The 26,409-nt window shown below is 44.2% G+C and carries 21 protein-coding genes and 19 tRNA genes; 37 read left to right on the top strand and 3 right to left on the bottom strand.

The genetic code is table 11. The features are described 5' to 3' along the window. Window positions 1-14: 14 nt before the first annotated feature. Window positions 15-1,274, bottom strand: coding sequence for a glutamyl-tRNA reductase (gene hemA / locus IHV80_RS03830; RefSeq protein ID WP_017110181.1), 1,260 nt, complete (start codon window positions 1,272-1,274; stop codon window positions 15-17). 160 nt (window positions 1,275-1,434) lie between these two features. On the opposite strand from hemA, the gene lolB reads away from it, so the two are divergent. The 25 genes from lolB to IHV80_RS03705 all read left to right on the top strand — a co-directional run bounded on the left by lolB (window position 1,435) and on the right by IHV80_RS03705 (window position 9,900). Next, on the top strand, window positions 1,435-2,082 hold the full coding sequence (gene lolB, locus IHV80_RS03825) for a lipoprotein insertase outer membrane protein LolB (RefSeq protein ID WP_192890103.1): 648 nt from the start codon (window positions 1,435-1,437) through the stop codon (window positions 2,080-2,082). Beyond that, on the top strand, window positions 2,079-2,954 hold the full coding sequence (gene ispE / locus IHV80_RS03820) for a 4-(cytidine 5'-diphospho)-2-C-methyl-D-erythritol kinase (protein WP_192890102.1): 876 nt from the start codon (window positions 2,079-2,081) through the stop codon (window positions 2,952-2,954). Before lolB ends, ispE begins: the two co-directional genes overlap by 4 nt. Window positions 2,955-2,981: 27 nt before the next feature. After that, window positions 2,982-3,926, top strand: a complete 945-nt coding sequence (locus IHV80_RS03815; protein ID WP_012603389.1) for a ribose-phosphate pyrophosphokinase — start codon at window positions 2,982-2,984, stop codon at window positions 3,924-3,926. Window positions 3,927-4,134: 208 nt separating this feature from the next. Beyond that, complete coding sequence (gene pth / locus IHV80_RS03810) at window positions 4,135-4,725, top strand: aminoacyl-tRNA hydrolase (RefSeq protein WP_010439162.1); 591 nt, start codon at window positions 4,135-4,137, stop codon at window positions 4,723-4,725. A gap of 10 nt (window positions 4,726-4,735) precedes the next feature. Next, window positions 4,736-5,827 carry a redox-regulated ATPase YchF gene (gene ychF, locus IHV80_RS03805; RefSeq protein WP_026012356.1) on the top strand — a complete coding sequence of 364 codons (1,092 nt, stop codon included), beginning with the start codon at window positions 4,736-4,738 and terminating at the stop codon, window positions 5,825-5,827. A 280-nt stretch (window positions 5,828-6,107) separates the two neighbouring features. Then, a tRNA-Met gene (locus tag IHV80_RS03800) sits at window positions 6,108-6,184 on the top strand. Between the two features lie 66 nt (window positions 6,185-6,250). Next, window positions 6,251-6,335 (top strand) — tRNA-Leu (locus IHV80_RS03795). Window positions 6,336-6,364: 29 nt separating this feature from the next. After that, a tRNA-Gln gene (locus IHV80_RS03790) sits at window positions 6,365-6,439 on the top strand. A 77-nt stretch (window positions 6,440-6,516) separates the two neighbouring features. Then, a tRNA-Met gene (locus IHV80_RS03785) sits at window positions 6,517-6,593 on the top strand. 77 nt (window positions 6,594-6,670) lie between these two features. Further along, window positions 6,671-6,755 (top strand) — tRNA-Leu (locus IHV80_RS03780). 29 nt (window positions 6,756-6,784) lie between these two features. Then, window positions 6,785-6,859 (top strand) — tRNA-Gln (locus tag IHV80_RS03775). 68 nt (window positions 6,860-6,927) lie between these two features. Beyond that, window positions 6,928-7,012: transfer RNA gene (locus IHV80_RS03770), tRNA-Leu, on the top strand. A 30-nt stretch (window positions 7,013-7,042) separates the two neighbouring features. Further along, window positions 7,043-7,117 (top strand) — tRNA-Gln (locus IHV80_RS03765). Window positions 7,118-7,210: 93 nt separating this feature from the next. Then, window positions 7,211-7,295 (top strand) — tRNA-Leu (locus IHV80_RS03760). Between the two features lie 51 nt (window positions 7,296-7,346). Continuing rightward, a tRNA-Met gene (locus IHV80_RS03755) sits at window positions 7,347-7,423 on the top strand. Window positions 7,424-7,500: 77 nt separating this feature from the next. Further along, a tRNA-Leu gene (locus IHV80_RS03750) sits at window positions 7,501-7,585 on the top strand. Window positions 7,586-7,615: 30 nt separating this feature from the next. Beyond that, window positions 7,616-7,690: transfer RNA gene (locus tag IHV80_RS03745), tRNA-Gln, on the top strand. A gap of 93 nt (window positions 7,691-7,783) precedes the next feature. Beyond that, window positions 7,784-7,868, top strand: a tRNA-Leu gene (locus IHV80_RS03740). A gap of 30 nt (window positions 7,869-7,898) precedes the next feature. After that, a tRNA-Gln gene (locus IHV80_RS03735) sits at window positions 7,899-7,972 on the top strand. A 93-nt stretch (window positions 7,973-8,065) separates the two neighbouring features. Continuing rightward, a tRNA-Leu gene (locus tag IHV80_RS03730) sits at window positions 8,066-8,150 on the top strand. Window positions 8,151-8,179: 29 nt separating this feature from the next. After that, window positions 8,180-8,253 (top strand) — tRNA-Gln (locus IHV80_RS03725). Window positions 8,254-8,321: 68 nt separating this feature from the next. Further along, window positions 8,322-8,406 (top strand) — tRNA-Leu (locus tag IHV80_RS03720). 51 nt (window positions 8,407-8,457) lie between these two features. After that, window positions 8,458-8,534, top strand: a tRNA-Met gene (locus IHV80_RS03715). A 77-nt stretch (window positions 8,535-8,611) separates the two neighbouring features. Further along, window positions 8,612-8,696: transfer RNA gene (locus tag IHV80_RS03710), tRNA-Leu, on the top strand. Between the two features lie 157 nt (window positions 8,697-8,853). Continuing rightward, the gene (locus IHV80_RS03705) at window positions 8,854-9,900 is read left to right on the top strand and encodes a lactonase family protein (protein ID WP_192890101.1); all 1,047 of its coding nucleotides are present in this window, start codon (window positions 8,854-8,856) and stop codon (window positions 9,898-9,900) included. Between the two features lie 74 nt (window positions 9,901-9,974). Here the strand turns inward: IHV80_RS03705 and IHV80_RS03700 are convergent, their stop codons facing one another. Continuing rightward, entirely contained in the window at window positions 9,975-11,150 is a 1,176-nt protein-coding gene (locus IHV80_RS03700) for a 2-octaprenyl-3-methyl-6-methoxy-1,4-benzoquinol hydroxylase (protein WP_192890100.1), read from the bottom strand. A gap of 309 nt (window positions 11,151-11,459) precedes the next feature. On the opposite strand from IHV80_RS03700, the gene miaB reads away from it, so the two are divergent. The 5 genes from miaB (at window position 11,460) to lnt (ending at window position 17,186) form a co-directional block, all read left to right on the top strand. Further along, entirely contained in the window at window positions 11,460-12,884 is a 1,425-nt protein-coding gene (gene miaB / locus IHV80_RS03695) for a tRNA (N6-isopentenyl adenosine(37)-C2)-methylthiotransferase MiaB (RefSeq protein WP_017104422.1), read from the top strand. 160 nt (window positions 12,885-13,044) lie between these two features. Further along, the gene (locus IHV80_RS03690) at window positions 13,045-14,166 is read left to right on the top strand and encodes a PhoH family protein (RefSeq protein ID WP_192890099.1); all 1,122 of its coding nucleotides are present in this window, start codon (window positions 13,045-13,047) and stop codon (window positions 14,164-14,166) included. Continuing rightward, complete coding sequence (gene ybeY, locus IHV80_RS03685) at window positions 14,167-14,628, top strand: rRNA maturation RNase YbeY (RefSeq protein WP_065113503.1); 462 nt, start codon at window positions 14,167-14,169, stop codon at window positions 14,626-14,628. It abuts the gene before it with no gap. Between the two features lie 120 nt (window positions 14,629-14,748). Then, on the top strand, window positions 14,749-15,639 hold the full coding sequence (gene corC / locus IHV80_RS03680) for a CNNM family magnesium/cobalt transport protein CorC (RefSeq protein WP_192890098.1): 891 nt from the start codon (window positions 14,749-14,751) through the stop codon (window positions 15,637-15,639). A 32-nt stretch (window positions 15,640-15,671) separates the two neighbouring features. Next, the gene (gene lnt / locus IHV80_RS03675) at window positions 15,672-17,186 is read left to right on the top strand and encodes an apolipoprotein N-acyltransferase (protein WP_192890097.1); all 1,515 of its coding nucleotides are present in this window, start codon (window positions 15,672-15,674) and stop codon (window positions 17,184-17,186) included. A gap of 139 nt (window positions 17,187-17,325) precedes the next feature. Here the strand turns inward: lnt and IHV80_RS03670 are convergent, their stop codons facing one another. Further along, window positions 17,326-17,796 carry a zinc ribbon-containing protein gene (locus IHV80_RS03670; protein WP_099167163.1) on the bottom strand — a complete coding sequence of 157 codons (471 nt, stop codon included), beginning with the start codon at window positions 17,794-17,796 and terminating at the stop codon, window positions 17,326-17,328. 265 nt (window positions 17,797-18,061) lie between these two features. Between IHV80_RS03670 and leuS the strand changes: the two genes are divergently transcribed. From leuS to rodA, 7 genes are all read left to right on the top strand, one after another. Next, window positions 18,062-20,638: a leucine--tRNA ligase gene (leuS, locus tag IHV80_RS03665; protein WP_192890096.1), complete on the top strand. Its 2,577-nt coding sequence runs from the start codon at window positions 18,062-18,064 to the stop codon at window positions 20,636-20,638. Between the two features lie 212 nt (window positions 20,639-20,850). Beyond that, window positions 20,851-21,495, top strand: a complete 645-nt coding sequence (locus tag IHV80_RS03660) for an LPS-assembly lipoprotein LptE (RefSeq protein ID WP_192890095.1) — start codon at window positions 20,851-20,853, stop codon at window positions 21,493-21,495. Between the two features lie 9 nt (window positions 21,496-21,504). Continuing rightward, the gene (holA, locus tag IHV80_RS03655; RefSeq protein WP_192890094.1) at window positions 21,505-22,530 is read left to right on the top strand and encodes a DNA polymerase III subunit delta; all 1,026 of its coding nucleotides are present in this window, start codon (window positions 21,505-21,507) and stop codon (window positions 22,528-22,530) included. Between the two features lie 66 nt (window positions 22,531-22,596). After that, window positions 22,597-22,914: a ribosome silencing factor gene (rsfS, locus tag IHV80_RS03650; RefSeq protein ID WP_017104431.1), complete on the top strand. Its 318-nt coding sequence runs from the start codon at window positions 22,597-22,599 to the stop codon at window positions 22,912-22,914. A gap of 3 nt (window positions 22,915-22,917) precedes the next feature. Further along, complete coding sequence (rlmH, locus tag IHV80_RS03645; RefSeq protein ID WP_065104956.1) at window positions 22,918-23,388, top strand: 23S rRNA (pseudouridine(1915)-N(3))-methyltransferase RlmH; 471 nt, start codon at window positions 22,918-22,920, stop codon at window positions 23,386-23,388. Between the two features lie 6 nt (window positions 23,389-23,394). Beyond that, entirely contained in the window at window positions 23,395-25,287 is a 1,893-nt protein-coding gene (mrdA, locus tag IHV80_RS03640) for a penicillin-binding protein 2 (RefSeq protein WP_192890093.1), read from the top strand. After that, the gene (gene rodA / locus IHV80_RS03635; RefSeq protein ID WP_192890092.1) at window positions 25,287-26,408 is read left to right on the top strand and encodes a rod shape-determining protein RodA; all 1,122 of its coding nucleotides are present in this window, start codon (window positions 25,287-25,289) and stop codon (window positions 26,406-26,408) included. The genes mrdA and rodA overlap by 1 nt, the downstream gene beginning before the upstream one ends. The last annotated feature ends 1 nt before the right edge of the window (window position 26,409 follow it).

The raw sequence follows: 26,409 nt of genomic DNA, 5'->3' as shown, positions 1-26,409 counted from the left end.
TTGGAGGTCGAATATTATTGAGGGTTTTCTAGACCCAAACTCTGTCTAATGACCATTAATTTTGCAGGTTCTCCTTGCTCAGCTGCACTTTGAAGTGCACGCGTTGGAGCATGGATCAATTTGTTTGTGAGCTTATTACTTAGCTCAAGTAAGACTTTCTCAGGGTCACCGCCAGCAGCAAGTGATTGTAAACTCTTACTTAATAATTCTTCTCGGATTTCATTTGCCGATTTACGATAGTCACGAATACTGTCTACCGCTTGCAGTGAACGCATCCAACTCATGAACGCGGCGCTTTCTTCACTGACTATTGCTTCAGCCTGAATTGCTTCAACTTTACGTTGCTCAATATTACCATCAACGATCGACTGAAGATCATCAACTGAGTACAGGTAAGCATCACTCAGTTCGCCGACCTGAGATTCAACATCACGAGGTACAGCTATATCAACCAACAACATCGGCTGATGTTTTCTTGTCTTGAGCGCGGTCTCTACCATACCCTTACCAATAATAGGTAACGGACTTGCGGTTGAGCTGATCACAATATCCGCTCGATGCAGATGATCAGGTATCTCGTTTAAGCTGATAACTTCAGCACCAAATTCTTCAGCTAGCCCTAAAGCACGCTCACGAGTTCGGTTAGCCACAATCATCTTGGTACAACCATTGGCTGACAAGTGTTTAGCCACCAGTTCAATGGTTTCTCCCGCACCCACCAGTAACACCGTTGATTCAGCAATCGATTCAAAGATGTGTTTAGCTAACGTACAGGCTGCGTAGGCAACAGAAACAGCACTGCCACCAATTTCGGTCTCAGTTCGAACTCGCTTCGCAACAGAAAATGATTTCTGGAACAGTTTCTCCATTGAAGCATCAACAGATTTGTTCTCTCGCGAATCGGTGTAAGCCTGTTTTACCTGACCAAGAATTTGCGGCTCGCCCAGAACCAGAGAGTCCAAACCACAGGCAACACGCATTAAGTGCTTAATCGCAGCTTGCTCTTCATGGATGTAGATACTCGGTTTTAATTCTTCAGGGCTAACTTGATGAAATACAGACAGCCAATCGATCAACTTGTTTTTTGCCACGCCTTTGACGTCACAATACACTTCAGTTCGATTACAGGTAGAAAGTATGACACTTCCATTTACGTGTGCATTTGCGTTAAGTTGCTTAAGAGCCTCAGATAATTTATCTGGACCAAAAGCGACTTTTTCTCGCAATTCAACCGACGCTGTATTGTGATTGATACCTACGGCAAGCAAAGACATGTATCAGAAGTTCTCGATCAGGGAATGGAAACAAGGGGCGAATTTTACTTGATGCATGGCTCTATTTAAAGAGCAAGCGGGATTTGTTTTCCTGAGTTCGTGAATTCAATGCTATAGTTGAAGCGTTTTTTAGATAAATTTGAACAAGTTGTGAGCAAATATGAGCAAGCTTCGTAAAATCACGTCTCTTATTTTTATGACCATTATTATGGTGGGTTGCTCGTCTATACCAGAACAACCGACCAGCGTTGAGTGGCAAAGTCACCAAAAACGGCTTCTACAGATAGAAAACTACCAAGCCTCAGGCAAGCTCGCTTACATTTCTCCAGAGCAACGCCAAAGCCTTAACTTCATTTGGAAGCATTCTCCAAATCAAAGCCAATTAAGGCTGACCACTTTCCTTGGTCAAACCGCCTTGAATCTCACAATTGATAGTTCGGGTGCCAAGGTTGTCACTTATGATGATCAGGTATTCACTGACGCAAGTGCATCTGTATTGGTAGAACAACTTACTGGATTGCAGATCCCTATTGATCACCTGCCACAATGGTTCCTTGGTATTCCCGACCAAGCAGACAGCTACCAATTAAGCGCCACCAACACTCTTGAATCTCTGTCTAAACAAGTCAGCAGTCAATTATGGACACTGAATTTTGACAATTACCGAAATACAGAGATACCGACTAAGCAACTATCTGATGAAGACAACACAAAGGTAGAGACAATCCCACTACCTACTCGATTGTCATTCAAGCAAGACGAGAACAAAATCAACATTGTAGTTTCGAAGTGGACACTGAAAAAATGATAACAACGCCAACGCACTGGCCTTCGCCAGCTAAGCTGAATTTATTTCTCTATATTACTGGCCGACGCGACAATGGCTATCACGAACTTCAGACCCTATTTCAGTTTGTTGACTTTGGCGATGAACTTACGGTTACCGCAAATCAAGAGTCGAATTCAATTACAATAACGCCTGAAATTCCAGGCGTTGCGACAGAAGATAACCTAATTTGGAAAGCCGCTACTGCTCTTCAACAATATACGTCGACGACTTTCGGTGCGGATATTGAGTTAAAGAAAGTGCTTCCTATGGGAGGTGGCATTGGCGGAGGTTCTTCAAATGCCGCAACCGTGTTGGTCGCTCTCAACCATTTATGGCAACTCAACCTGTGTGATGACCAATTAGCAGAGATTGGCTTAAAGCTTGGTGCAGACGTTCCTGTATTTGTACGTGGACACGCCGCCTTTGCTGAAGGTGTTGGTGAACAATTACAACCCGCTAATCCGGATGAAAAATGGTATCTCGTCGTTAAGCCTCAAGTGAGCATAGCAACTGTCGACATATTCACACATTCAGAATTAACTCGAAATACGCCAAAGCGAGCACTAGCAACGCTTCTAGAGCAAGAATACGTAAACGATTGCGAAAAAATTGTGCGAATGCTGTACCCAGAGGTTGATAAGCAACTTTCATGGCTGCTACAATACGCGCCGTCGAGATTGACTGGCACTGGTTCGTGCATTTTTGCTGAATTTAGCAGCAAAAAAGAAGCTGAATTGGTTCTAGAACAACTGCCTGACACTGTTTCTGCATTTATTGCTGAAGGACGAAATGTTTCGCCTTTAAAAGAAACGTTGGCTGAATACCAATCAGCCCACCCACAATCTATTTAAAACTGGACGCAACCCGAGGTTTCCACCGTGCCTGATATGAAGCTATTTGCTGGTAACGCAACACCTGAACTAGCCCAACGTATTGCTGATCGTCTATACATCTCTCTTGGAGATGCTACTGTAGACCGTTTTTCTGATGGCGAAGTCGCTGTTCAAATCAATGAAAACGTTCGTGGTAGCGATGTATTCCTGATTCAATCAACTTGTGCACCAACCAATGACAACCTAATGGAATTGGTGGTAATGATTGACGCAATGCGCCGTGCTTCAGCTGGCCGTATTACTGCTGTAATCCCTTACTTCGGTTATGCCCGTCAAGATCGTCGTGTACGTTCTGCTCGTGTGCCTATTACTGCAAAAGTTGTTGCAGATTTCCTTTCTAACGTTGGCGTTGACCGCGTTTTGACTATCGACCTACACGCAGAGCAAATCCAAGGCTTCTTCGATGTACCTGTTGATAATATTTTCGGCACTCCAGTTCTTCTAGAAGACATGGCAAACCGTGGCCTAGAAAACCCAGTTGTGGTTTCTCCAGACCTTGGTGGTGTTGTACGTGCTCGTGCAACGGCTAAAGCGCTAGGTGATGTTGACATCGCTATCGTTGATAAGCGTCGTCCACGTGCTAACGTTTCTGAAGTTATGAACCTAATCGGTGATGTTGAAGGTCGCGACTGTGTGATCGTTGATGACATGATCGATACTGGTGGCACACTATGTAAAGCAGCTGAAGCGCTTAAAGAGCGCGGTGCTAAGCGTGTATTCGCTTACGCTACTCACGCTGTATTCTCTGGTACTGCTGCAGAAAACATCCGCAATTCAGTTCTAGACCAAGTTATTGTTACTGATTCAATCAAGCTTTCTCCAGAGATGGCCGCGACAGGTAAAGTGACTGAGCTAAGCCTTTCTCGCATGCTTGCTGAAGCGATTCGTCGTATCAGCAACGAAGAGTCTATCTCTGCGATGTTCAACTAATCAAAGCTCTATAGCTTTGCTTTAGCAGAACAATCTGAAAAAGATATTAAGCACTTCATTCGATGAAGTGCTTTTTTTATATCTAACGACCACAAAGTTAATTTGACCACAGTTTCGAATCATTGAGTTGCTATCAGCTAGCTCGCACCTTTTTCATAAACTGTGATATCATACGGCGCTTTTTGAAATCCCAAGAGAGATCCATACCTTGAGCCAACAAATAAAACTTCTCGTTGGACTGGCTAATCCAGGTCCAGAATACGCCAAGACTCGCCACAATGCGGGTGCTTGGGTAGTTGAAGAATTAGCACGTGTACACAACGTGACACTGAAGAACGAACCAAAGTTCTTTGGCCTAACGGGTCGTATTATGGTTCATGGTGAAGATCTTCGTTTGCTGATCCCAACGACTTTTATGAACTTATCCGGGAAAGCTGTTGCAGCACTGGCAAAGTTCTACCAAATTAAACCCGAAGAGATCATGGTGGCTCACGATGAGTTAGACCTCCCTCCTGGTATTGGTAAGTTTAAAAAAGGTGGTGGTCATGGCGGGCACAATGGCCTAAAAGACATCATCAGCAAGCAGGGTAACAATAAAGAATTCTATCGTCTTAGGTTAGGCATTGGCCATCCGGGACACAAAGATAAAGTTGCAGGTTATGTATTAGGCAAAGCTCCAGCTAAAGAGCAAGAGTGTATCGAGGCTGTCGTTGACGAATCGGTTCGCAGCCTAGACATCTTATTAAAAGATGGCCTACCAAAAGCACAAAATCGCTTACATACGTTCAAAGCAGAATAAGGTTTATATCATGGGTTTTAAATGTGGCATCGTTGGTCTACCAAACGTTGGTAAGTCAACTCTGTTTAACGCACTGACTAAAGCAGGCATCGAAGCAGCAAACTTTCCATTTTGTACGATCGAACCAAACACAGGTATCGTTCCGGTTCCAGATCTACGCTTAGATGCATTAGCAAAAATTGTTAATCCACAGAAGATCCTTCCAACGACAATGGAATTCGTAGACATCGCAGGCCTAGTTGCTGGCGCATCTAAAGGTGAAGGTCTAGGTAACAAATTCCTAGCTAACATCCGCGAAACTGACGCTATCGGTCACGTTGTACGCTGCTTTGAAAACGAAAACATCGTTCACGTTTCTGGCAAAGTATCTCCTATCGAAGATATCGAAGTGATCAACCTTGAGCTTGCTCTTGCCGATCTAGATAGCTGTGAACGTGCGATCTTCCGCAATGCTAAAAAAGCAAAAGGCGGAGATAAAGACGCTAAGTTTGAAACTACAGTTCTTGAAAAGCTACTACCGATCCTGACTGAAGGTGGTATGGCTCGTACTGTTGAACTGGGCAAAGAAGAAGTCGCAGCAATCGACTACCTTAACTTCCTAACACTTAAGCCGACAATGTACATCGCAAACGTTGCTGAAGATGGTTTCGAAAACAACCCTTACCTAGACGCCGTTCGCGAGTATGCAGAAAAAGAGAACAACGTTGTTGTTGCTGTGTGTGCTGCAATCGAATCTGAGCTTTCTGAGCTTGACGATGAAGATCGTGAAGAGTTCCTAGCAGACATGGGTATCGAAGAACCAGGCCTTAACCGAGTGATCCGCTCTGGTTACGAGCTACTAACTCTTCAAACCTACTTCACAGCAGGTGTTAAAGAAGTTCGTGCTTGGACTATTCCTATCGGTGCGACAGCACCGCAAGCAGCCGGTAAGATCCACACCGACTTCGAGAAAGGTTTCATCCGTGCAGAAGTGGTTGGTTACGAACATTTCATCGAATTTGGCGGTGAAAGCGGAGCAAAAGATGCAGGTAAATGGCGTCTTGAAGGCAAAGAATACATCGTTAAAGATGGCGATGTTGTTCACTTCCGTTTCAACGTTTAATTACCGATAAACATCTAATAAAAGGCCAGTGAATTCACTGGCCTTTTTCGTTTTCGCTCTTTCTAAAGAGCTTCGTATCCAAAACTTAACTTCCTATATATATCGGCATTTGAACCTATTTTTTGCTGACAAATACGCCTCTTTGACTAAAAAGAAACCGAACAGATGTTTATTCGTGATTTATTCAAAAAAAAAGTTGACGGGTTTCACTCAACTCCGCATAATGCGCCCCGTTCACAACGAAGCGGCAACGTTTCAAAATGAACGACAATTTGGAAATGGCTACTTAGCTCAGTTGGTTAGAGCACATCACTCATAATGATGGGGTCGCAGGTTCGAATCCCGCAGTAGCCACCATTCCCTAAGCACTCTGTTTGTTAATAACGTATGTCTTTTGACAACAAAGAGTTTTTAGGAAATAAAGCGGTCGTGGCGGAATTGGTAGACGCACCAGATTTAGGTTCTGGCGCCGAGAGGTGTGAGAGTTCAAGTCTCTCCGACCGCACCATATTGAGATGTCTTAATTGACATCATTGTTGGGCTATCGCCAAGCGGTAAGGCACTGGCTTTTGATGCCAGCATTCCCTGGTTCGAATCCAGGTAGCCCAGCCACAATTTAAAGTGTGATTATCTTTAAAAAGATAATGGCATTGAAAGCGAGATTATATTATATTACTTCGCTCTCAGATGGCTACTTAGCTCAGTTGGTTAGAGCACATCACTCATAATGATGGGGTCGCAGGTTCGAATCCCGCAGTAGCCACCATTCTTTCTTTATGAAAGAAGAAGAACAAACAACGTTATATTGAATCACCAATGTCGATATAACTATAAAGATTTGCTGCGGTCGTGGCGGAATTGGTAGACGCACCAGATTTAGGTTCTGGCGCCGAGAGGTGTGAGAGTTCAAGTCTCTCCGACCGCACCATTATTTAGATATCTTAATTGATATCCTGTTGGGCTATCGCCAAGCGGTAAGGCACTGGCTTTTGATGCCAGCATTCCCTGGTTCGAATCCAGGTAGCCCAGCCATTACAACGTTACTTAGACAAACCATAAGTCTTCTTAACTATACTCTTCGCTAGAGTAAAAGCTTTGCTGCGGTCGTGGCGGAATTGGTAGACGCACCAGATTTAGGTTCTGGCGCCGAGAGGTGTGAGAGTTCAAGTCTCTCCGACCGCACCATTATTTAGATATCTTAATTGATATCATTGTTGGGCTATCGCCAAGCGGTAAGGCACTGGCTTTTGATGCCAGCATTCCCTGGTTCGAATCCAGGTAGCCCAGCCACTATTAAAACTCTTTGTTTCTTATTTAGGTAAACAACCAAGAGCACAACGTTATATTGAATCACCAATGTCGATATAACTATAAAGATTTGCTGCGGTCGTGGCGGAATTGGTAGACGCACCAGATTTAGGTTCTGGCGCCGAGAGGTGTGAGAGTTCAAGTCTCTCCGACCGCACCATTATTTCTCTTTAATTAGAGATAAAATAGTGAATACATAAAATTCATTATTGGCTACTTAGCTCAGTTGGTTAGAGCACATCACTCATAATGATGGGGTCGCAGGTTCGAATCCCGCAGTAGCCACCATTCTTTCTTTATGAAAGAAGAAGAACAAACAACGTTATATTGAATCACCAATGTCGATATAACTATAAAGATTTGCTGCGGTCGTGGCGGAATTGGTAGACGCACCAGATTTAGGTTCTGGCGCCGAGAGGTGTGAGAGTTCAAGTCTCTCCGACCGCACCATTATTTAGATATCTTAATTGATATCATTGTTGGGCTATCGCCAAGCGGTAAGGCACTGGCTTTTGATGCCAGCATTCCCTGGTTCGAATCCAGGTAGCCCAGCCACTATTAAAACTCTTTGTTTCTTATTTAGGTAAACAACCAAGAGCACAACGTTATATTGAATCACCAATGTCGATATAACTATAAAGATTTGCTGCGGTCGTGGCGGAATTGGTAGACGCACCAGATTTAGGTTCTGGCGCCGAGAGGTGTGAGAGTTCAAGTCTCTCCGACCGCACCATTATTTAGATATCTTAATTGATATCATTGTTGGGCTATCGCCAAGCGGTAAGGCACTGGCTTTTGATGCCAGCATTCCTGGTTCGAATCCAGGTAGCCCAGCCACTATTAAAACTCTTTGTTTCTTATTTAGGTAAACAACCAAGAGCACAACGTTATATTGAATCACCAATGTCGATATAACTATAAAGATTTGCTGCGGTCGTGGCGGAATTGGTAGACGCACCAGATTTAGGTTCTGGCGCCGAGAGGTGTGAGAGTTCAAGTCTCTCCGACCGCACCATTATTTAGATATCTTAATTGATATCCTGTTGGGCTATCGCCAAGCGGTAAGGCACTGGCTTTTGATGCCAGCATTCCTGGTTCGAATCCAGGTAGCCCAGCCATTACAACGTTACTTAGACAAACCATAAGTCTTCTTAACTATACTCTTCGCTAGAGTAAAAGCTTTGCTGCGGTCGTGGCGGAATTGGTAGACGCACCAGATTTAGGTTCTGGCGCCGAGAGGTGTGAGAGTTCAAATCTCTCCGACCGCACCATTATTTCTCTTTAATTAGAGATAAAATAGTGAATACATAAAATTCATTATTGGCTACTTAGCTCAGTTGGTTAGAGCACATCACTCATAATGATGGGGTCGCAGGTTCGAATCCCGCAGTAGCCACCATTCTTTCTTTATGAAAGAAGAAGAACAAACAACGTTATATTGAATCACCAATGTCGATATAACTATAAAGATTTGCTGCGGTCGTGGCGGAATTGGTAGACGCACCAGATTTAGGTTCTGGCGCCGAGAGGTGTGAGAGTTCAAGTCTCTCCGACCGCACCATTATTGAATAGAACCCAGCTTTTTAGCTGGGTTTTGTTTTATCTGGAATATGTAAATCTGCTAGCCAAGTCACCAAGTATTCTCTTCTATAACCTCACTTTTACTGCGATTTTATTAGACAATGTCAGCTCCACTTTCTAACTGAGTATGACTACCTATGAAATCCCTCCCTTTAACGATCGGTTGCTACACAGACTCTCCAAGTAAAAGCCAAGGTGTATATCAAACTCAGTTAGATCTAGAAACGGGAACGCTGTTGTCTTTGGAGCTTATAGCGGCCTGCACTAACCCCTCGTTCGTCACCACGACAAAGCTGGGGGTCTACACTGCGTCTGAAGTTGACCAAAAGATAAAACCACAGCTAATTCATATACCGAATGTTGATTCAAAAATAGCGTCAAATACCGGGCTAATTTCAGGAAATCATCCTTGTCATATCTCGATAGATCCCCACAATAAGTTTGCAATTACATCGCAATACTCATCAGGGACATTTGATATTTTTAGTTTAAGTATCAATGGCAATATCGATAAACGGCTCAAAACACTAAAAATGGTTGGTTCTGGACCTAATGCAGAAAGACAAACTGGCCCACATGCTCATCAAAGTCTTTTTCTGAAGAATTCTCCTCAGTTTGTCACCGTCGATCTCGGAGCCGATCGAATCAACTTTTATTGCTTTGACGAAGAGCAAGAAGAGTTCCTTGATGAGCCAATGCAATCTATCAAAGTGCCAGCAGGGAATGGACCTCGTCACCTAATATTTAACCAAGCTGAAGATCGAGCCTATGTAGTGTGTGAACTCTCTGAAACGATATTGATTTTGGAAAAGTCTTTAGGGGTGTGGAATGTAGTGGAAGAGGTTGATGTACTTCCTAACATGGAGAAAGGAGAAGCAGCGGCTGCAATTAAGCTATCGCCCGATGAGCAATTCCTTTATGTGTCTTGCCGACATCAATCAAGAATCAGTTGTTTTAGAATCGATTCAACCACTCAGAAACTCGTTTTTGTGGATAGTTACGATGTGGAAGGTAAGTTCCCTCGCGACTTTCATATCACTAATGACGGACAATGGCTTATCGCCGCAAACCAGCACTCCAACAACATCACGTCATTCAAACGAAATGTTGAAGATGGCTCTCTCATCTATACTGGATGCTCTTTAGCTATTAATGCGCCTGTTTGTGTTACTCAGCAGCAATAAGTATTATCACGAGCTCAAAAAAGGAGAGCATCAGCTCTCCTTCTTTTTATAACTAGATAATTTGGACTAACGAATCATAACCCTAAAGCGTATTTAAGCACCTGTGATTTAATCGGACCTGAGTTTTCTGCTAACTTTAGTGCAGCATTGCGGACAAACTTTAACGGGCCAATATCATTACTGAACGTTTTGTAGAAAAAGTCCATGCCACTTTGCATCATTAGATTGTCACCTCTTCTTATGACTTCATAGCGCCTCGCCACAGATTGATTCAATTCACCTTTCTCTTTCGTGATATCCAATAGTGCAGCCACATCTTTAAAGCCCAAGTTAACACCTTGACCAGCTAGAGGGTTAATCGTATGTGCAGAGTCCCCGACAAGAATACAATTATTCTTCGAGTATGATTGAGCATGACGTCGAGTCAGAGGAAATGAGCCCGAGTTCAACACTTTTACATCACCCAATTCTGCAGGGAAGCTAGAAATAACTTCATTACGTAATTTTTCTGGGCTCATCGCAGAAAGTTGCTTAATACGAGAAGGCGAGTCATACCATACTAAAGACCCCTGCCCCACCTCTTTACCTTCAGACATTAGCGAACACAATGGAAGGAATGAACGGGGTCCACTCGGTAAAAAGTGTTGCCAAGTAATATCTTGCTGAGGAAGTTCTGTTTCTACATTGATAAGCATGCAGTGCTGTCGGTAATCCCAAGCCGTAATACCAATTCCAGCTTGCTGACGAACGGCTGAATTTGCGCCATCAGCGCCAATCACCCACTTCGCTGATAACTGAGTACCCGACTGAAGCTTAACGATATTGTTTTCGCCAAATTCAATAGTGTCCAATTTCTCTGGGCATAAGATCGTTAAATTATCGTATGATTCAAACTGGGCCCATAAACCCAATTGGATTAATCGATTCTCAACGATGTAACCTAAACGAGGTAAATCAAGAGATACGGCATCAAACCGAGTACGACATTCTGGGTGCTCCCAAGTTTCCAAACGTTTGTAAGAACAGACGCGCATTGCAGCGATGCTTTGCCATGCACCCAGCTCTTCAAGCAAATCAACTGAAGCCTGAGAAATTGCTGATACACGGATATCCATCGCTTGTGAGTCATCATAAGCTTTTGGAGCAAAGCCTTCGATCACGGCAACACTCAGCCCTTGTTTAGCAAAGCCGATTGCAGTCGCAGCACCAACCATGCCACCACCCACTACTACAATGTCGTAACTGTTCATATTTTGTACTTATCATTTTGATTCTTTGACTGTTTTCAATTGTACGTTTTCACAACTAATTTGTAACCAAAAACCTTATTCGAAAAAAGGGTTACCCCTTGCTGTACCTAGCGTTAACGATAATAAAAACCACTACCGAAGAGATTTTATCAGACTACTAGTCAGTCGGTTTTGAAACCAGTACAATACGCGGCTTGCTGCCAGAGCCAGTCATAAAAGCTGAATGAGTTAATATGACAAACGGCACTTGCAGATGAATACTGGGCGATTTGCTCCCTTAAATTAAACTAACGATCGAGCGAACAAAAAATGAGTAAGAAACTGCTAATTAAAACTTGGGGCTGTCAGATGAATGAATATGATTCATCAAAAATGGCTGACCTGCTTAACGCTGCAAATGGCTATGAGCTAACTGAAGTACCTGAGGAAGCAGACGTACTACTCCTGAATACTTGTTCTATTCGTGAAAAAGCGCAAGAAAAGGTATTCCACCAGCTTGGTCGTTGGAAAACGCTTAAAGATAAAAAAGAAGGTGTGGTGATCGGTGTGGGTGGCTGTGTAGCGACTCAAGAAGGCGACCATATCCGTCAACGCGCACCTTATGTTGACGTTATCTTTGGCCCTCAAACATTACACCGTCTGCCAGAAATGATTAAGTCATCTCTGTCTAACGAAAAACCTGTAATGGACATCTCATTCCCTGAAATCGAAAAATTCGATAATCTTCCAGAGCCAAAAGCAGACGGCGCAACGGCGTACGTCTCTATCATGGAAGGTTGTTCTAAGTACTGTACTTACTGTGTTGTGCCATATACCCGTGGCGAAGAAGTTAGCCGTCCAATGGATGATGTACTTTACGAAGTTGCACAACTTGCAGAACAAGGTGTACGTGAAGTAAACCTACTTGGCCAAAACGTAAACGCATTCAGAGGCCCAACTCACGAAGGCGACATCTGCACATTTGCAGAACTACTTCGCCTAGTTGCGTCTATTGATGGTATCGACCGTATTCGTTTCACAACAAGCCACCCGCTTGAGTTCGGCGACGACATCATTGAAGTTTACAAAGACACACCTGAGCTTGTGAGCTTCCTTCACTTACCAGTACAAAGTGGTAGTGACCGTATTCTAACGATGATGAAGCGTCCACATACTGCAATCGAATACAAATCTATCATCCGTAAACTGCGTAAAGCTCGCCCTGATATTCAAATCAGCTCAGACTTTATCGTTGGTTTCCCTGGTGAGTCTAAGCAAGACTTCCAAGATACGATGAAACTGATCAAAGAAGTTGATTTCGATATGAGCTTCAGCTTTGTTTTCTCTCCTCGTCCAGGTACGCCAGCTGCAGATTACCCGTGTGATGTACCAGCACAAGAGAAGAAAGATCGTCTATACGAGCTGCAACAAACGGTGAATACTCAAGCTATGCGTTTCTCTCGCCTAATGCTAGGCACAGAGCAGCGTATTCTTGTAGAAGGTCCTTCAAGAAAGAACCTAATGGAGCTTCGTGGCCGTACTGAAAACAGTCGTGTTGTGAACTTTGAAGGTTCTGCTGATCTTATCGGTCAATTCGTAGACGTGAAGATCACTGAGGTGTACACCAACTCACTACGTGGTGAACTGGTTCGTACAGAAAAAGACATGGGTCTACGCGTGGCAATGACTCCAGCAGAAATGATGGAAAAAACAAAACGCGAAGATGAGCTAGGTGTAGCGACATTTACGCCATAGTCAGATAACGTTTGAGAACAAAGCTCAAACGAAAAGCTTGAAATTACCTAACTAAGTGACCATCTTAGAAATAGGGATATCACCATCAGAAGCCCGGTCTAAATCGGGCTTCTTGCTCTTTTTTTATTTAAGAGTGAGTGGCACAAAATGAGAGGCTAATTTGAGCAATAAAATCGTTACTTTAGAGATCAATCTAGAACCGGCCGACAACCTACGTTTGGCAAGCTTATGTGGTCCATTCGACGACAATATCAAACACCTTGAACGCCGTCTTGGCGTTGAAATTAATTACCGTAGTAACTTTTTCACCATAGTAGGCAAGCCTCACACCACAGCGGCCGCTTTAGATATCATCAAGCACCTCTATGTAGAAACGGCTCCTGTCAAAGGCAACGTGTCCGATATTGAACCTGAACAAGTTCACCTCGCGGTCACCGAGTCAGGTATTTTGGAGCAGCATGTCGAGTCTGACATTGACTACGGCAAAGAAGTAACCATAAAGACTAAAAAAGGCGTCATCAAGCCACGTACGCCAAACCAAGCTCAATACTTGATGAACATGGTCACTCATGACATCACCTTTGGTATTGGCCCTGCTGGTACAGGTAAAACGTATTTAGCAGTCGCGGCGGCGGTCGATGCTCTCGAACGCCAAGAAGTTCGCCGAATCCTACTAACTCGCCCTGCCGTTGAAGCAGGTGAGAAGCTTGGTTTCCTTCCTGGTGATCTAAGCCAGAAAGTCGATCCATATTTGCGTCCACTTTACGATGCACTCTTTGAGATGCTTGGCTTTGAGCGCGTAGAGAAACTGATTGAGCGTAACGTAATTGAAGTTGCACCTCTGGCTTACATGCGTGGTCGAACACTGAATGATGCATTTATCATTCTAGATGAGAGCCAAAACACCACGGTAGAGCAGATGAAAATGTTCTTAACCCGTATCGGTTTTAACTCTCGCGCTGTGATCACAGGTGATATAACTCAAATCGATTTACCTCGCGGTGCGAAGTCAGGCCTACGCCACGCGACTGAAGTGCTCAGTGAGGTTGATGACATTAGCTTTAACTTCTTCATGTCTGAAGACGTAGTTCGTCACCCTGTAGTTGCTCGTATCGTCAATGCGTACGAGAAGTGGGAAGCAAAAGACCAGAAAGAGCGCAAAGAGTTTGAACAACGTAAACGTGAAGAACGCGAAGCCAAGCTTCTTGAGGCTCAACAAGCCGTTACGACACAATTAGCAACACAAAATAGCTCTGTAATTGCAGAACAAGGTGATAAATAGATGTCTATTGAACTAGACCTGCAAATAGCGGTCGAAAATGAGCAAGGCCTTCCAACCGAGCAAGATATTCAGCTTTGGTTGGATAAGACAATTCCTCAGTTTCAAGAGAATGCCGAGCTCACAGTTCGTATTGTTGATACAGAAGAGAGCCACCAGCTCAACCATGACTATCGTGGAAAAGATAAGCCAACTAACGTGCTGTCTTTCCCATTTGAAGCACCACCAGGAATGGAATTAGATCTACTGGGTGACCTTATTATCTGCCGCCAAGTTGTCGAAAAAGAAGCAGAAGAGCAAAATAAGCCTCTGCTAGCACACTGGGCTCATATGGTTGTACATGGCAGTCTGCATCTGCTAGGTTATGATCATATCGAAGATGATGAAGCTGAAGAGATGGAGTCACTCGAGACAGAAATCATGCAAACTATGGGCTTTGAAGACCCTTACATTCTAGAAAAGTAAATTGACTCTAGTAACGTAGATTGCAGAGAAACAAGAACTCATCGAACCTGTTATTTTCACAGGAATCTGAGTTTTAATGTGTGCTATCACACTTCTGATAGCGTTATTTTTTGAGAAATCATGAACGAAGGTAACCCCCCCACTTCTGAGGGAAGTAAAAAATCTGAAGGTCCGAGTAGAAAGTCCTTCTTTGAACGTCTAGGCCAAATATTTCAAGGCGAAGTTAAAGATCGCCAAGAACTTGTGGATGTAATCCGCGGTTCTGAAATTAATGACCTAATTGACCACGACACTCGCGACATGCTCGAAGGTGTTATGGAAATTTCAGAGATGCGAGTCCGCGATATTATGCTGCCTCGCTCTCAAATGGTTACAGTTGAACGCACCGATGATTTAGATACGTTGATTGCGCTTATTACTGATGCTCAACACTCTCGCTACCCAGTGATCAGTGAAGATAAAGACCATGTTGAAGGCATTCTATTAGCGAAGGACCTACTTAAGTACCTAGGTTCAGACAGTGCTCCATTTGATATCGAACAAGTGATTCGCCCTGTGGTGGTTGTTCCTGAAAGTAAGCGAGTTGATCGCCTGCTCAAGGAATTCCAAGAAGAGCGTTACCACATGTCTATCGTTGTCGATGAGTTTGGCGGTGTTTCTGGCCTAGTAACCATTGAAGATATCCTCGAAGAAATCGTTGGTGAAATTGAAGACGAATTCGACGATGAAGAAGAAGTAGATATTCGTAAGCTGAGTAAGCATACCTTCGCTGTTAAAGCTTTAACCACTATTGAAGATTTCAACGATACGTTTGAGACCTCTTTCAGTGATGACGAAGTGGATACAGTTGGTGGTATGGTAATGACAGCATTAGGTCACTTACCGGTTCGTGGCGAAATTGTAGAAATCGAAAACTACCATTTCAAAGTGACATCAGCTGATAACCGTCGTGTGATTCAGTTGCAGGTAACAATACCTGACGAGCAACCTCTTCCAACTATCGAAGAATAACAACTTCTCTCTAAAGAGATGACAGAAATTAGATGACTAAACTATTTAATCATCGCCTATTACGGCCGCTTGCGGCCGTTTTTGTTGGCGCTATAACAACCCTTTCATTCGCTCCGTATTCAATATGGCCTCTTGCTATTCTCAGCCCAGCGTTATTACTGCTACTGATCAACAATCGCTCTCCTAAAAGTGCGCTTTGGATTGGTTACGCATGGGGCTTAGGCCAATTCACAACTGGTATTAGTTGGGTATACGTCAGTATTGATGGCTTTGGCGGAATGCCTCTGGCTGCCAATTTATTCTTAATGGCATTGCTTGTTGGTTACCTTGCAGTCTACTCCGGTCTATTTACTTGGAGTTTAAACAAATTCTTTCCGAGTAATAACCTAAGCCGATTTTTTCTTGCTGCACCTGCACTATGGTTAATCTGTGATTGGCTACGCGGCTGGGTAATGACTGGCTTCCCGTGGTTATGGCTAGGTTACAGCCAAATCGACTCTCCACTAGGTTCATTCGCACCGATTGGTGGTGTCGAGCTTGTGACTCTAGCGATTATTGTGTCGGCTTCTGCACTCGCTTATACGATCATCAACAAAGCATGGAGTGTCGCCGTCATTCCTGCTGTTGTATTTAGCATGGGTTTTGGTCTTCGCAATGTCGATTGGGTAACTCCAAACCCTGACAAAACAACGTCAGTGGTATTGATTCAAGGCAACATCGACCAAGACAGCAAATGGCTGCCTAGTCATCGCTGGCCAACCATGATGAAGTACACAGACCTAAGCAGAGAAAACTGGGACGCCGATATCATCATCTGGCCTGAAGCGGCTATTCCAGCATTCGAGGTTGAAATCCCATCCTTCCTACGTAACTTAGATAGCGCAGCGAAGATGAACAACAGCTCAATCATTACTGGCGTGCTGAATCAATCTGAAGATAAGAAGTACTACAACAGTGTTCTCTCGCTTGGTGTGAATCCATATGGCGAATACAGCTACGATCCAAACGAACGCTATCACAAGCATCATCTTCTACCATTTGGTGAATTTGTGCCGTTTGAGGATATCCTACGCCCGTTAGCACCGTTCTTTAATTTGCCAATGTCATCATTCAGCCGTGGCGATTTCGTTCAGCCAAACATCGTGGCAAATGGTCGTCACCTCGCACCTGCATTGTGTTATGAGATCATCTTTAATGATCAAGTTAGACAAAACGTAACGGATGAAACTGACTTTATTCTAACGCTCTCTAACGATGCTTGGTTCGGCCGTTCGATTGGACCATTGCAACATATGGAAATCGCACAAATGCGTGCTCTAGAGCTGGGTAAACCACTGATTCGTTCAACCAACAATGGCGTAACGGCGGTAACGGATCACAAAGGTAAAATCATCAAGCAAATACCGCAGTTTGAAACCGCTGTGTTGAAAGCTGAGCTCGTTTCAACGGATGGTCAAACCCCTTATCACGTGGTCGGTACTTGGCCACTGTATATCTGGGCGTTGCTGAGTTTGGTGGCTGGCTGGTTTATGAGAAGAAAAGACTAGATTCGAGATTCGAGATTCGAGATTCGAGATTCGAGATTCGAGATTCGAGATTCGACGAAAAGTTGTTTAGGGTTGGCTGATTCAGTCAACCCTTTTTTATTACTACGCTTTAAAGTTGAAGACACAATGATTCCAGTGTCTACGGCTTAAGCGCTTTACGGCTAAATCCTGTAGAGCCACATTTAATACAAGGGATAATCGTCGTTGGGTGGTTATATTCGGTTTGATGTCCACATTCATCACAGACGAGTGTCCCGAGCCCGATAACCTCTTCCGCTTGATACAAGCCTTGATGTTCTAAGTCTTGAAACAGTTCAACCCATTCCACCTTAGTACGATCAGTGATATCCAAAAGTCCTTGCCAAATAGAATCTGTGATCATCAAATAAAATGGACCACCTTTACTCTCTTCATAGCTTTCGGAGAACTCTTTTAAGTCCGACTTCACGTAGGCCGAAATCAGTGACAGTTCGTCTTTGGTCATGTCATTGGCTGCTTTCGCATATTTACCTGACGTTTCTATTTTGTTGTTAAGCTCTTCAGGACTATGCTTCAGCGTTTCTATCACCTCTTCGACGACTTCTTCATAGAGTGCTTTTTTCTTCGGCATAACGACCTCCTTAAGATGACCAAGCTTTATCTTAGTGAACGGGGCTGCGGTTAAGCGACCAGTTCCTAACAAACAAATGCAATTCATACCCTTAAGTATAGCTGTCCTAAGTAATTCGGTTAAATTTACGCAATCAACCACGCTGCAACTGCAAGTATGAAGGGTATAACTATTGTTGTACTAAGCTCCTTTAGGTATTCTATGACGATCTGTAAGATTCTGTTCTAACCGAACTCACAAATTCCAAGATAACCGGATACCATCGATGCAAGAACAATATAACCCGCAAGAGATTGAACAAAAGGTTCAACAACACTGGGATGACAGCGAGACTTTCGTTGTAAGTGAAGACCCAAATAAAGAAAAATTCTACTGTCTTTCTATGTTCCCGTACCCAAGTGGCCGACTGCATATGGGTCACGTGCGTAACTACACCATCGGTGATGTGGTATCTCGTTTCCAACGTCTACAAGGCAAAAACGTAATGCAGCCAATCGGTTGGGATGCATTCGGCCTACCTGCAGAAAACGCAGCTGTAAAAAATAACACAGCGCCTGCTCCGTGGACTTACGAAAACATCGAATACATGAAAAACCAGCTTAAACTTTTAGGCTTTGGTTACGACTGGAAACGTGAATTCGCAACGTGTACACCTGAGTACTACCGTTGGGAACAAGAGTTCTTCACTAAACTTTACGAACAAGGCCTAGTTTACAAGAAGACCTCTTCTGTTAACTGGTGTCCAAACGACCAAACTGTACTTGCAAACGAGCAAGTAGAAGACGGTTGCTGCTGGCGTTGTGATACTCCAGTAGAACAAAAGAAGATTCCACAGTGGTTCATTAAGATCACTGAGTACGCTCAAGAGCTACTCGACGATCTAGACAACCTTGAAGGTTGGCCTGAAATGGTTAAAACCATGCAGCGCAACTGGATCGGTCGCTCTGAAGGTGTTGAGCTATCTTTCGCTGTTAACGGTGAAGAAGCGCCACTAGAAGTGTACACAACTCGTCCAGACACACTAATGGGTGTTTCTTACGTGGGTATCGCTGCGGGTCACCCTCTGGCAGAGAAAGCATCACAGAACAATCCTGAGCTTGCAGCATTCGTTGAAGAATGTCGTAACACCAAAGTGGCTGAAGCTGAACTAGCAACGATGGAAAAGAAGGGTATGGATACTGGCCTAACGGCTATCCACCCTCTTAACGGTCGTGTTGTTCCTGTTTACGTAGCGAATTTCGTTCTTATGGATTACGGCACAGGTGCTGTAATGGCGGTTCCTGCTCACGATCAACGTGACTACGAATTCGCAACTAAGTATGGCATCGATATCATCCCAGTAATCAAACCTGAAGATGGTTCTGAGCTAGACGTTTCTGAAGCGGCTTACACTGAGAAAGGTGTACTGTTCGATTCTGGTGAATTCGATGGTCTTGCGTTCCAAGAAGCATTCGATGCAATTGCTGCCAAGCTAGAAGCTGAAGGCAAAGGCAAGAAAACAGTAAACTTCCGCCTACGTGACTGGGGTGTTTCTCGTCAGCGTTACTGGGGTGCTCCAATCCCAATGGTAACCACTGAAGACGGTGAAGTTCACCCAGTACCAGCAGACCAACTGCCAGTTATTCTTCCAGAAGACGTAGTAATGGATGGCGTTACTAGCCCAATCAAAGCTGACAAATCTTGGGCTGAAACAACATTCAACGGCGAACCTGCGCTACGTGAAACTGATACGTTCGATACGTTCATGGAATCTTCATGGTACTACGCACGTTACTGTTCACCACAAGCTGACGACATTCTAGATCCAGAGAAAGCAAACTACTGGTTGCCAGTTGACCAATACGTTGGTGGTATCGAGCACGCATGTATGCACCTGCTTTACTCTCGTTTCTTCCACAAACTTCTTCGTGATGCGGGTTACGTAACGTCTGATGAACCATTCAAGCAACTTCTATGTCAAGGTATGGTTCTCGCTGACGCGTTCTACCACACGAACGAGAAAGGCACGAAGGAATGGATTGCTCCAACTGACGTGACTATCGACCGTGACGCAAAAGGTCGCATTGAAAAGGCAGTCGACAACCAAGGCCGCGACGTTGAGCATTCAGGCATGATCAAAATGTCTAAGTCTAAGAACAACGGTATCGACCCACAAGAGATGGTAGACAAATACGGTGCTGATACAGTACGTCTATTCATGATGTTTGCATCGCCTGCAGACATGACGCTTGAGTGGCAAGAGTCTGGTGTTGAAGGCGCAAACCGCTTCCTTAAGCGTGTTTGGAAATTGGTTCACGCTCACTCTGCTAAAGGTGCAGCTGAATCTATTGACGCTTCTGCGCTATCTGGTGACCAGAAAGCACTTCGTCGTGATATCCACAAGACGATTGCGAAAGTAACGGACGATATCGGCCGTCGCCAAACATTCAACACTGCCATCGCTGCGATCATGGAACTGATGAACAAGCTAGCGAAAGCGCCACAAGAATCTGTACAAGATCGCGCAATTCTTGATGAAGCGCTAAAAGCAGTTGTTCGCATGCTTTACCCAATGACTCCACACATCTCTTACGAAATGTGGATTGCACTTGGTGAATCAAACGTAGACTCAGCAACATGGCCAACTTTCGATGAGAAAGCGCTAGTTGAAGACGAGAAGACTATCGTTGTAATGATCAACGGTAAGCTACGTGCGAAGCTAACAGTTGCAGCTGACGCAACAGAAGAGCAAGTTCGTGAGCTTGGTCTAAACGATGAGAACGCTAAGAAGTTCCTAGATGGCTTAACTATCCGTAAAGTTATCTTCGTACCTGGTAAGCTTCTAAACATCGTAGCTAACTAACATCGGCTAACTAACAGTTGCAGATTAAAGCGAACCAGCTTTAGTCTGCACATATAACTACTGAAGCGAACTTATTTTGTTTTCAGCAGTCTTTAGACAGGGTGCGACACCGCCCTGTCTACTTATTTAAGCGCTTTAGATTCATAGCCCTGCAATTCGAACGAACTAAAGCCTTTAAATAAGTATTCTACCTTCATGAGAGCCATCAAATAATGCGCCTGATTTCCCTATCTTCATTGAAAGTTACTATTGTTGTTTTAACCGTTAGCCTTTTAAGTGCCTGTGGTTTTCACCTACGTGGTGATTACTCCGTGCCGGAAGAACTCAACAAGATCTCTGTGACCAGTTACGACCAATACAGTACGTTCACACGTATGATGAAAAGCCAGCTGCGTATGAATGATGTAGAAATTGTGCCACCGGCTGAGAACATACCTAACTTGCACATTATTAGTGAGAGTGTTGGTGAGCGTACTCTATCTCTTTACCAAAACACTCGAGCAGCAGAAAAAGAGCTGACGTTCTATGCATCTTACCGAGTAACCATCCCTGAGATTGGTTCAAAAACATTCTCAACAAGCGTAACTCGCAGCTACCTAGATAACCCGCTAACGGCTCTCGCAAAATCGGTTGAACGTGATATGATTGAAGATGAAATGCGTAAGCTGGCGACAAGCCAGATCCTTCGTCAGATGGCTCGATTGAAAGCAAACATTGCTGCCGGCAGTATGGATCTACAAGCTCTAGAGAACGTTCAAGTAAAAGAGCTAGAAAAACAGTACAATATCAAGAACATCGAAATTGACGACGTTGAGATCGACGCTGATGCTGAACCTAGCGTAACTGTTGAGCAATAGGTTTATTTAATGCGTATTTTTGCTGATCGTTTATATGAGCAACTTGCCAAGCAGTTAAGTAACGTTTACCTAATTTTTGGTAACGAACCTTTGCTACTACAGGAAAGCCGAGAAGCGATTCAAAAGACAGCCAAAGAGCAAGGCTTCAAAGAACGTCACCGTTTTGCGATTGATAATAGCCTCGATTGGAATCAAGTCTATGACTGCACTCAAGCATTAAGCCTATTTTCAAGTCGCCAGATCATCGAACTTGAACTGCCTGAGTCTGGGGTTAATGCTGCGATAGCGAAAGAGTTACTCGCAATTTCTGAGCATATTCACAACGACATCTTATTGATATTGGTTGGAACTAAGCTGACGAAAGCCCAAGAAAATGCAAAATGGTTCAAAGCACTCGCGAACCAAGGGCATTGGGTAAGCTGTTTAACTCCAGATGTCAGCCGCTTACCTCAGTTTGTCCAAGCACGTTGTCGTCAGGTTGGCCTACTGCCCGACCCTGAAGCGATTCAAATGCTAGCTCAATGGCACGAGGGCAACCTCTTCGCCCTAACTCAAAGCCTTGAAAAGCTCGCTCTTCAGTACCCTGATGGAAAGCTCACATTAGTCCGACTCGAAGAGTCATTGAGCCGACACAACCACTTTACGCCATTCCATTGGAGTGATGCGTTATTGGCAGGCAAAGGCAACCGTGCACAAAGAATTCTGCGTCAGTTAGAAGCCGAAGGTGTCGAACCCGTCATCTTACTGCGTAGCATACAACGTGAGCTTGTTCTGTTATTACAAATGCAACAACAAATGAAACAGATGCCAATCGGGCAGGTTTTTGACAAGCACCGTATATGGCAATCTAAGAAACCTCTTTATAACGCAGCGCTAACAAGAGTTCCGATTTCTCAATTACACTCCCTGTTTGCGTTGCTCACTCAAGCTGAATTGATGACAAAAACCCAATATGAGCAGTCGCCTTGGCCACTAATTCATCAGTTAAGCGTAGAGTTTTGTATCCCTTCCGCTTCAATACCGTTTCACGCATAAAAGCGTGTTATATTCTAGGGTCAACAGACCCTAAACAAAGCTAAATTCAGATTAAAGGAACACCCAGTGTTACGTGAAGAACTAAAAGACTTTCTTGCAGACAAAGCCGACGACATGAAAGCAGAATCGATTGTAACTATCGATGTAGAAGGCAAATCAAGTGTGACTGATTTCATGATTGTTTGTACTGGCACTTCTAAGCGCCACGTTGCCTCTATTGCACAACATGTCGCAGATGAAGTAAGAAAAGTAGGTCTACAACCGCTAGGTATGGACGGTCAAAAAGAAGGTGAATGGGTTGTCCTAGATATGGGTACTAGCATGCTTCACGTTATGCAAGAAGAGCATCGTGAGTTGTACCAACTAGAAAAACTTTGGAGCTAAGCGTTGAAAATCCAACTGATTGCTGTTGGCACTAAAATGCCAAAGTGGGTAGAAGAAGGCTTTCAAGAGTATCGCCGTCGCTTCCCTCACGACATGCCATTAGAGCTCATTGAGATCACTGCAGGTAAACGTGGCAAAAATGCTGATATTGCACGTATCCTTCAAAAAGAAGGTGAAGCGATGTTGGCAGCGGTTCCAAAAGGCAACCGAATTGTCACGCTTGATATCCCAGGTAAAAAATGGGATACACCACAGCTTGCTGAGCAATTAGAAAGTTGGAAATTGGATGGGCGCGATGTTTCCATCCTTATTGGAGGGCCTGAAGGATTAGCCCCTGCATGTAAAGCAGCAGCGGATCAAAGCTGGTCTTTGTCAGCACTGACCTTACCTCACCCATTAGTACGCGTTATCATGGCTGAAAGCTTGTATCGAGCTTGGAGCATCACTGCTAACCATCCGTACCACCGAGAATAAGCGTTAATGTTACGTAAACGTAGCCAAATCCGTGACTACAAAGCAGAAGCACGACTATTCACTAGCCGTGCTTTTGTTGCGTTTATAGGGATCATAGTCATGATGACTATGTTGGTTGTTAATCTGTATAACATTCAGGTCAACCAGTATCAGGACTATAAAACTCGATCGAACGACAACCGAATTAAGGTTGTGCCTATCGCGCCCAATCGCGGTCTAATTTACGATCGAAACGGAGTACTCCTTGCTGAAAACCGCCCGGTTTTCAACCTCGAGATCATCCCTGAAAAAATTAAAGATATGGATGACACGCTCATCCGTTTGCAAACCTTAATTGAGATCCCACCTGAACGTATCGAACGCTTTAATCGTGATCGTCGTAATTCACGACGCTTTAAGTCGGTACCGATTCTAAATCAGCTCACTGAAGAGCAAGTGGCTGTTTTCTCAGTTAACCAACATAAGTTTCCAGGCGTTGAAGTCACAGGAACTTTAAAACGTTTCTACCCTTATGGTGATGTTCTCACCCACGTGATTGGCTATGTCTCACGAATTAACGATCGCGATATGCAGCGCTTAGTTCGAGAAGAAAAAGACGCCAATTACCAAGCCACTCGTGATATCGGGAAACTCGGTATTGAGCGCTATTACGAAGATATGCTACACGGAACGGCCGGCTATCAAGAAGTTGAAGTCAACAGCCGCGGGCGCGTAATTCGAACTCTAAAATTTGTCCCTTCGGTACCGGGTAAAGATATCGTGCTCAATCTCGATATCAAGCTGCAGACATACGTACACAAACTACTCGACGGACGCAGAGGCTCAGCAATCGTTCTCGATCCAAAAGACAATGGTGTATTAGCGATGGTATCAAGCCCAAGCTATGACCCAAATGCCTTCGTTCACGGTATTTCATCTAAGGGTTACAACGCTCTATTGCAGGATAAAGATCGACCTTTGGTTAACCGAGCCACATTAGGTATTTACCCACCAGCTTCAACCATCAAACCTTTCATTGCCGTTGCAGCATTGCAAGAAGGTGTGATTACGCCTAACACGACACGAAATGACCCTGGTTATTGGAAAATACCCAATTCAAAAACAAAACCGTTTCGTGACTGGCTTCGCTGGGGACACGGCAAAGTTGATATCGTCAAAGCGATTGAAGAATCTGTTGATACCTTCTTTTATCAAATCTCCTTTGATCTAGGCATCGACCGCTTATCTAAATGGATGATGATGTTCGGTTTCGGTGATTACACCGGTATTGATATCTACGAAGAAAGTAAAGCCAACATGCCAACCCGCGAATGGAAAATGGCGCGACACCGTGTGCCTTGGTACCAAGGCGACACCATTCCCGTTGGTATTGGACAAGGTTATTGGACTGCGACACCCATGCAGATAGCAAAAGCGACATCGGTATTGGTTAATGAGGGCGAAGTAACAGCACCTCATCTATTACGCTCAACTATCGAGAACGGTCGTCCATTCGATGAACAAGTTCTTTCGGAAATCGAAACCTATCCACCTGTAACGGGTGTAAAACAGAAATACTGGGATATTGCCCAAGAAGGCATGAAACTGGTAAACCACGGTAAAAAAGGTACGGCCAGACGCTCATTCCAGAAGATGTCTTACGTCTCTGCGGGTAAGTCCGGTACTGCACAGGTATTCGGTCTGAAGGAAGATGAAGAGTATAACGCGGACGAGATTGCCGAGCATTTACGCGATCACGCCCTCTTTACTGGTTACGCTCCTTTTGAAAACCCTGAAGCAGTGGTCACCATTGTTTTAGAAAATGCAGGTGGCGGTTCATCCAATGGTGGCCCAGTAGTAAGAAGGATTTTAGACCATATTATCCTTGCAGAAGATTATGAAAGTAAGGCAATAAAATAATGAAACTTGATCCTTCAACTGGACGAAATAGAGCCTTATTCGAACGGCTACATATCGACCTGCCGCTACTGCTCGGCATTCTAGTTTTAATGGGCTTTGCCTTGTTGATCATGTACAGCGCAAGCGGCCAGAGCCTTGCGATGATGGATCGCCAAGCAATGCGTATGGCTCTATCTTTAGGTGTAATGATCTTCTTGGCTCAAATCTCACCACGCACTTACGAGGGCTTAGCTCCCTTACTATTTGCAGGCGGCGTTATTCTGCTACTCGGCGTGTTGTTCTTTGGTGAAGCATCAAAAGGTGCGCAGCGTTGGCTGAACTTCGGATTTGTTCGATTCCAACCCTCTGAGCTACTAAAGCTTGCAGTTCCTTTAATGTTGGCTAGGTTTATCGGTAAACGCTCACTACCACCGACTTTCCAAACCTTAGCGATCTCGTTGGTGATGGTGTTTGTACCGACTATTCTCATCGCTAAACAGCCCGACCTAGGTACCTCTATCCTGATTGCGGCCTCTGGTATCTTCGTTATCTTCCTTGCTGGTATCAGCTGGAAAATAATTATGAGCGCTGCGATTGCACTGGGTGGATTCATCCCGATCCTATGGTTCTTCTTGATGCGTGAATATCAGAAAGTTCGTGTAAGAACCCTTTTTGATCCTGAATCAGATCCATTAGGTGCGGGCTACCACATCATTCAGAGTAAAATTGCGATAGGTTCTGGTGGGGTATCCGGAAAAGGTTGGCTACAAGGCACGCAATCTCAACTGGAGTTTATTCCAGAGAGACACACCGACTTCATTTTTGCCGTAATAGCCGAAGAATGGGGCATGATCGGTATTTTGTTTTTACTCGCTATCTACCTCTTCATTATTGGTCGTGGTTTATTTCTGGCGAGCCAAGCACAAACAGCATTTGGTCGAATGATGGCTGGCAGTATTGTACTGAGCTTCTTCGTTTATATTTTTGTAAACATCGGCATGGTAAGTGGCATTCTACCCGTTGTTGGAGTCCCTCTTCCGCTAGTCAGTTACGGCGGCACCTCAATGGTTACCCTCATGGCTGGATTTGGTATTTTAATGTCGATCCATACACACAGAAAAGCATTCTCAAAGGCGACCTAAT

The sequence above is a fragment of the Vibrio bathopelagicus genome (genome assembly GCF_014879975.1).
GTDB classification, from domain to species: Bacteria; Pseudomonadota; Gammaproteobacteria; order Enterobacterales; family Vibrionaceae; genus Vibrio; species Vibrio bathopelagicus.
This window is presented reverse-complemented; position numbering and strand designations above follow the sequence as displayed.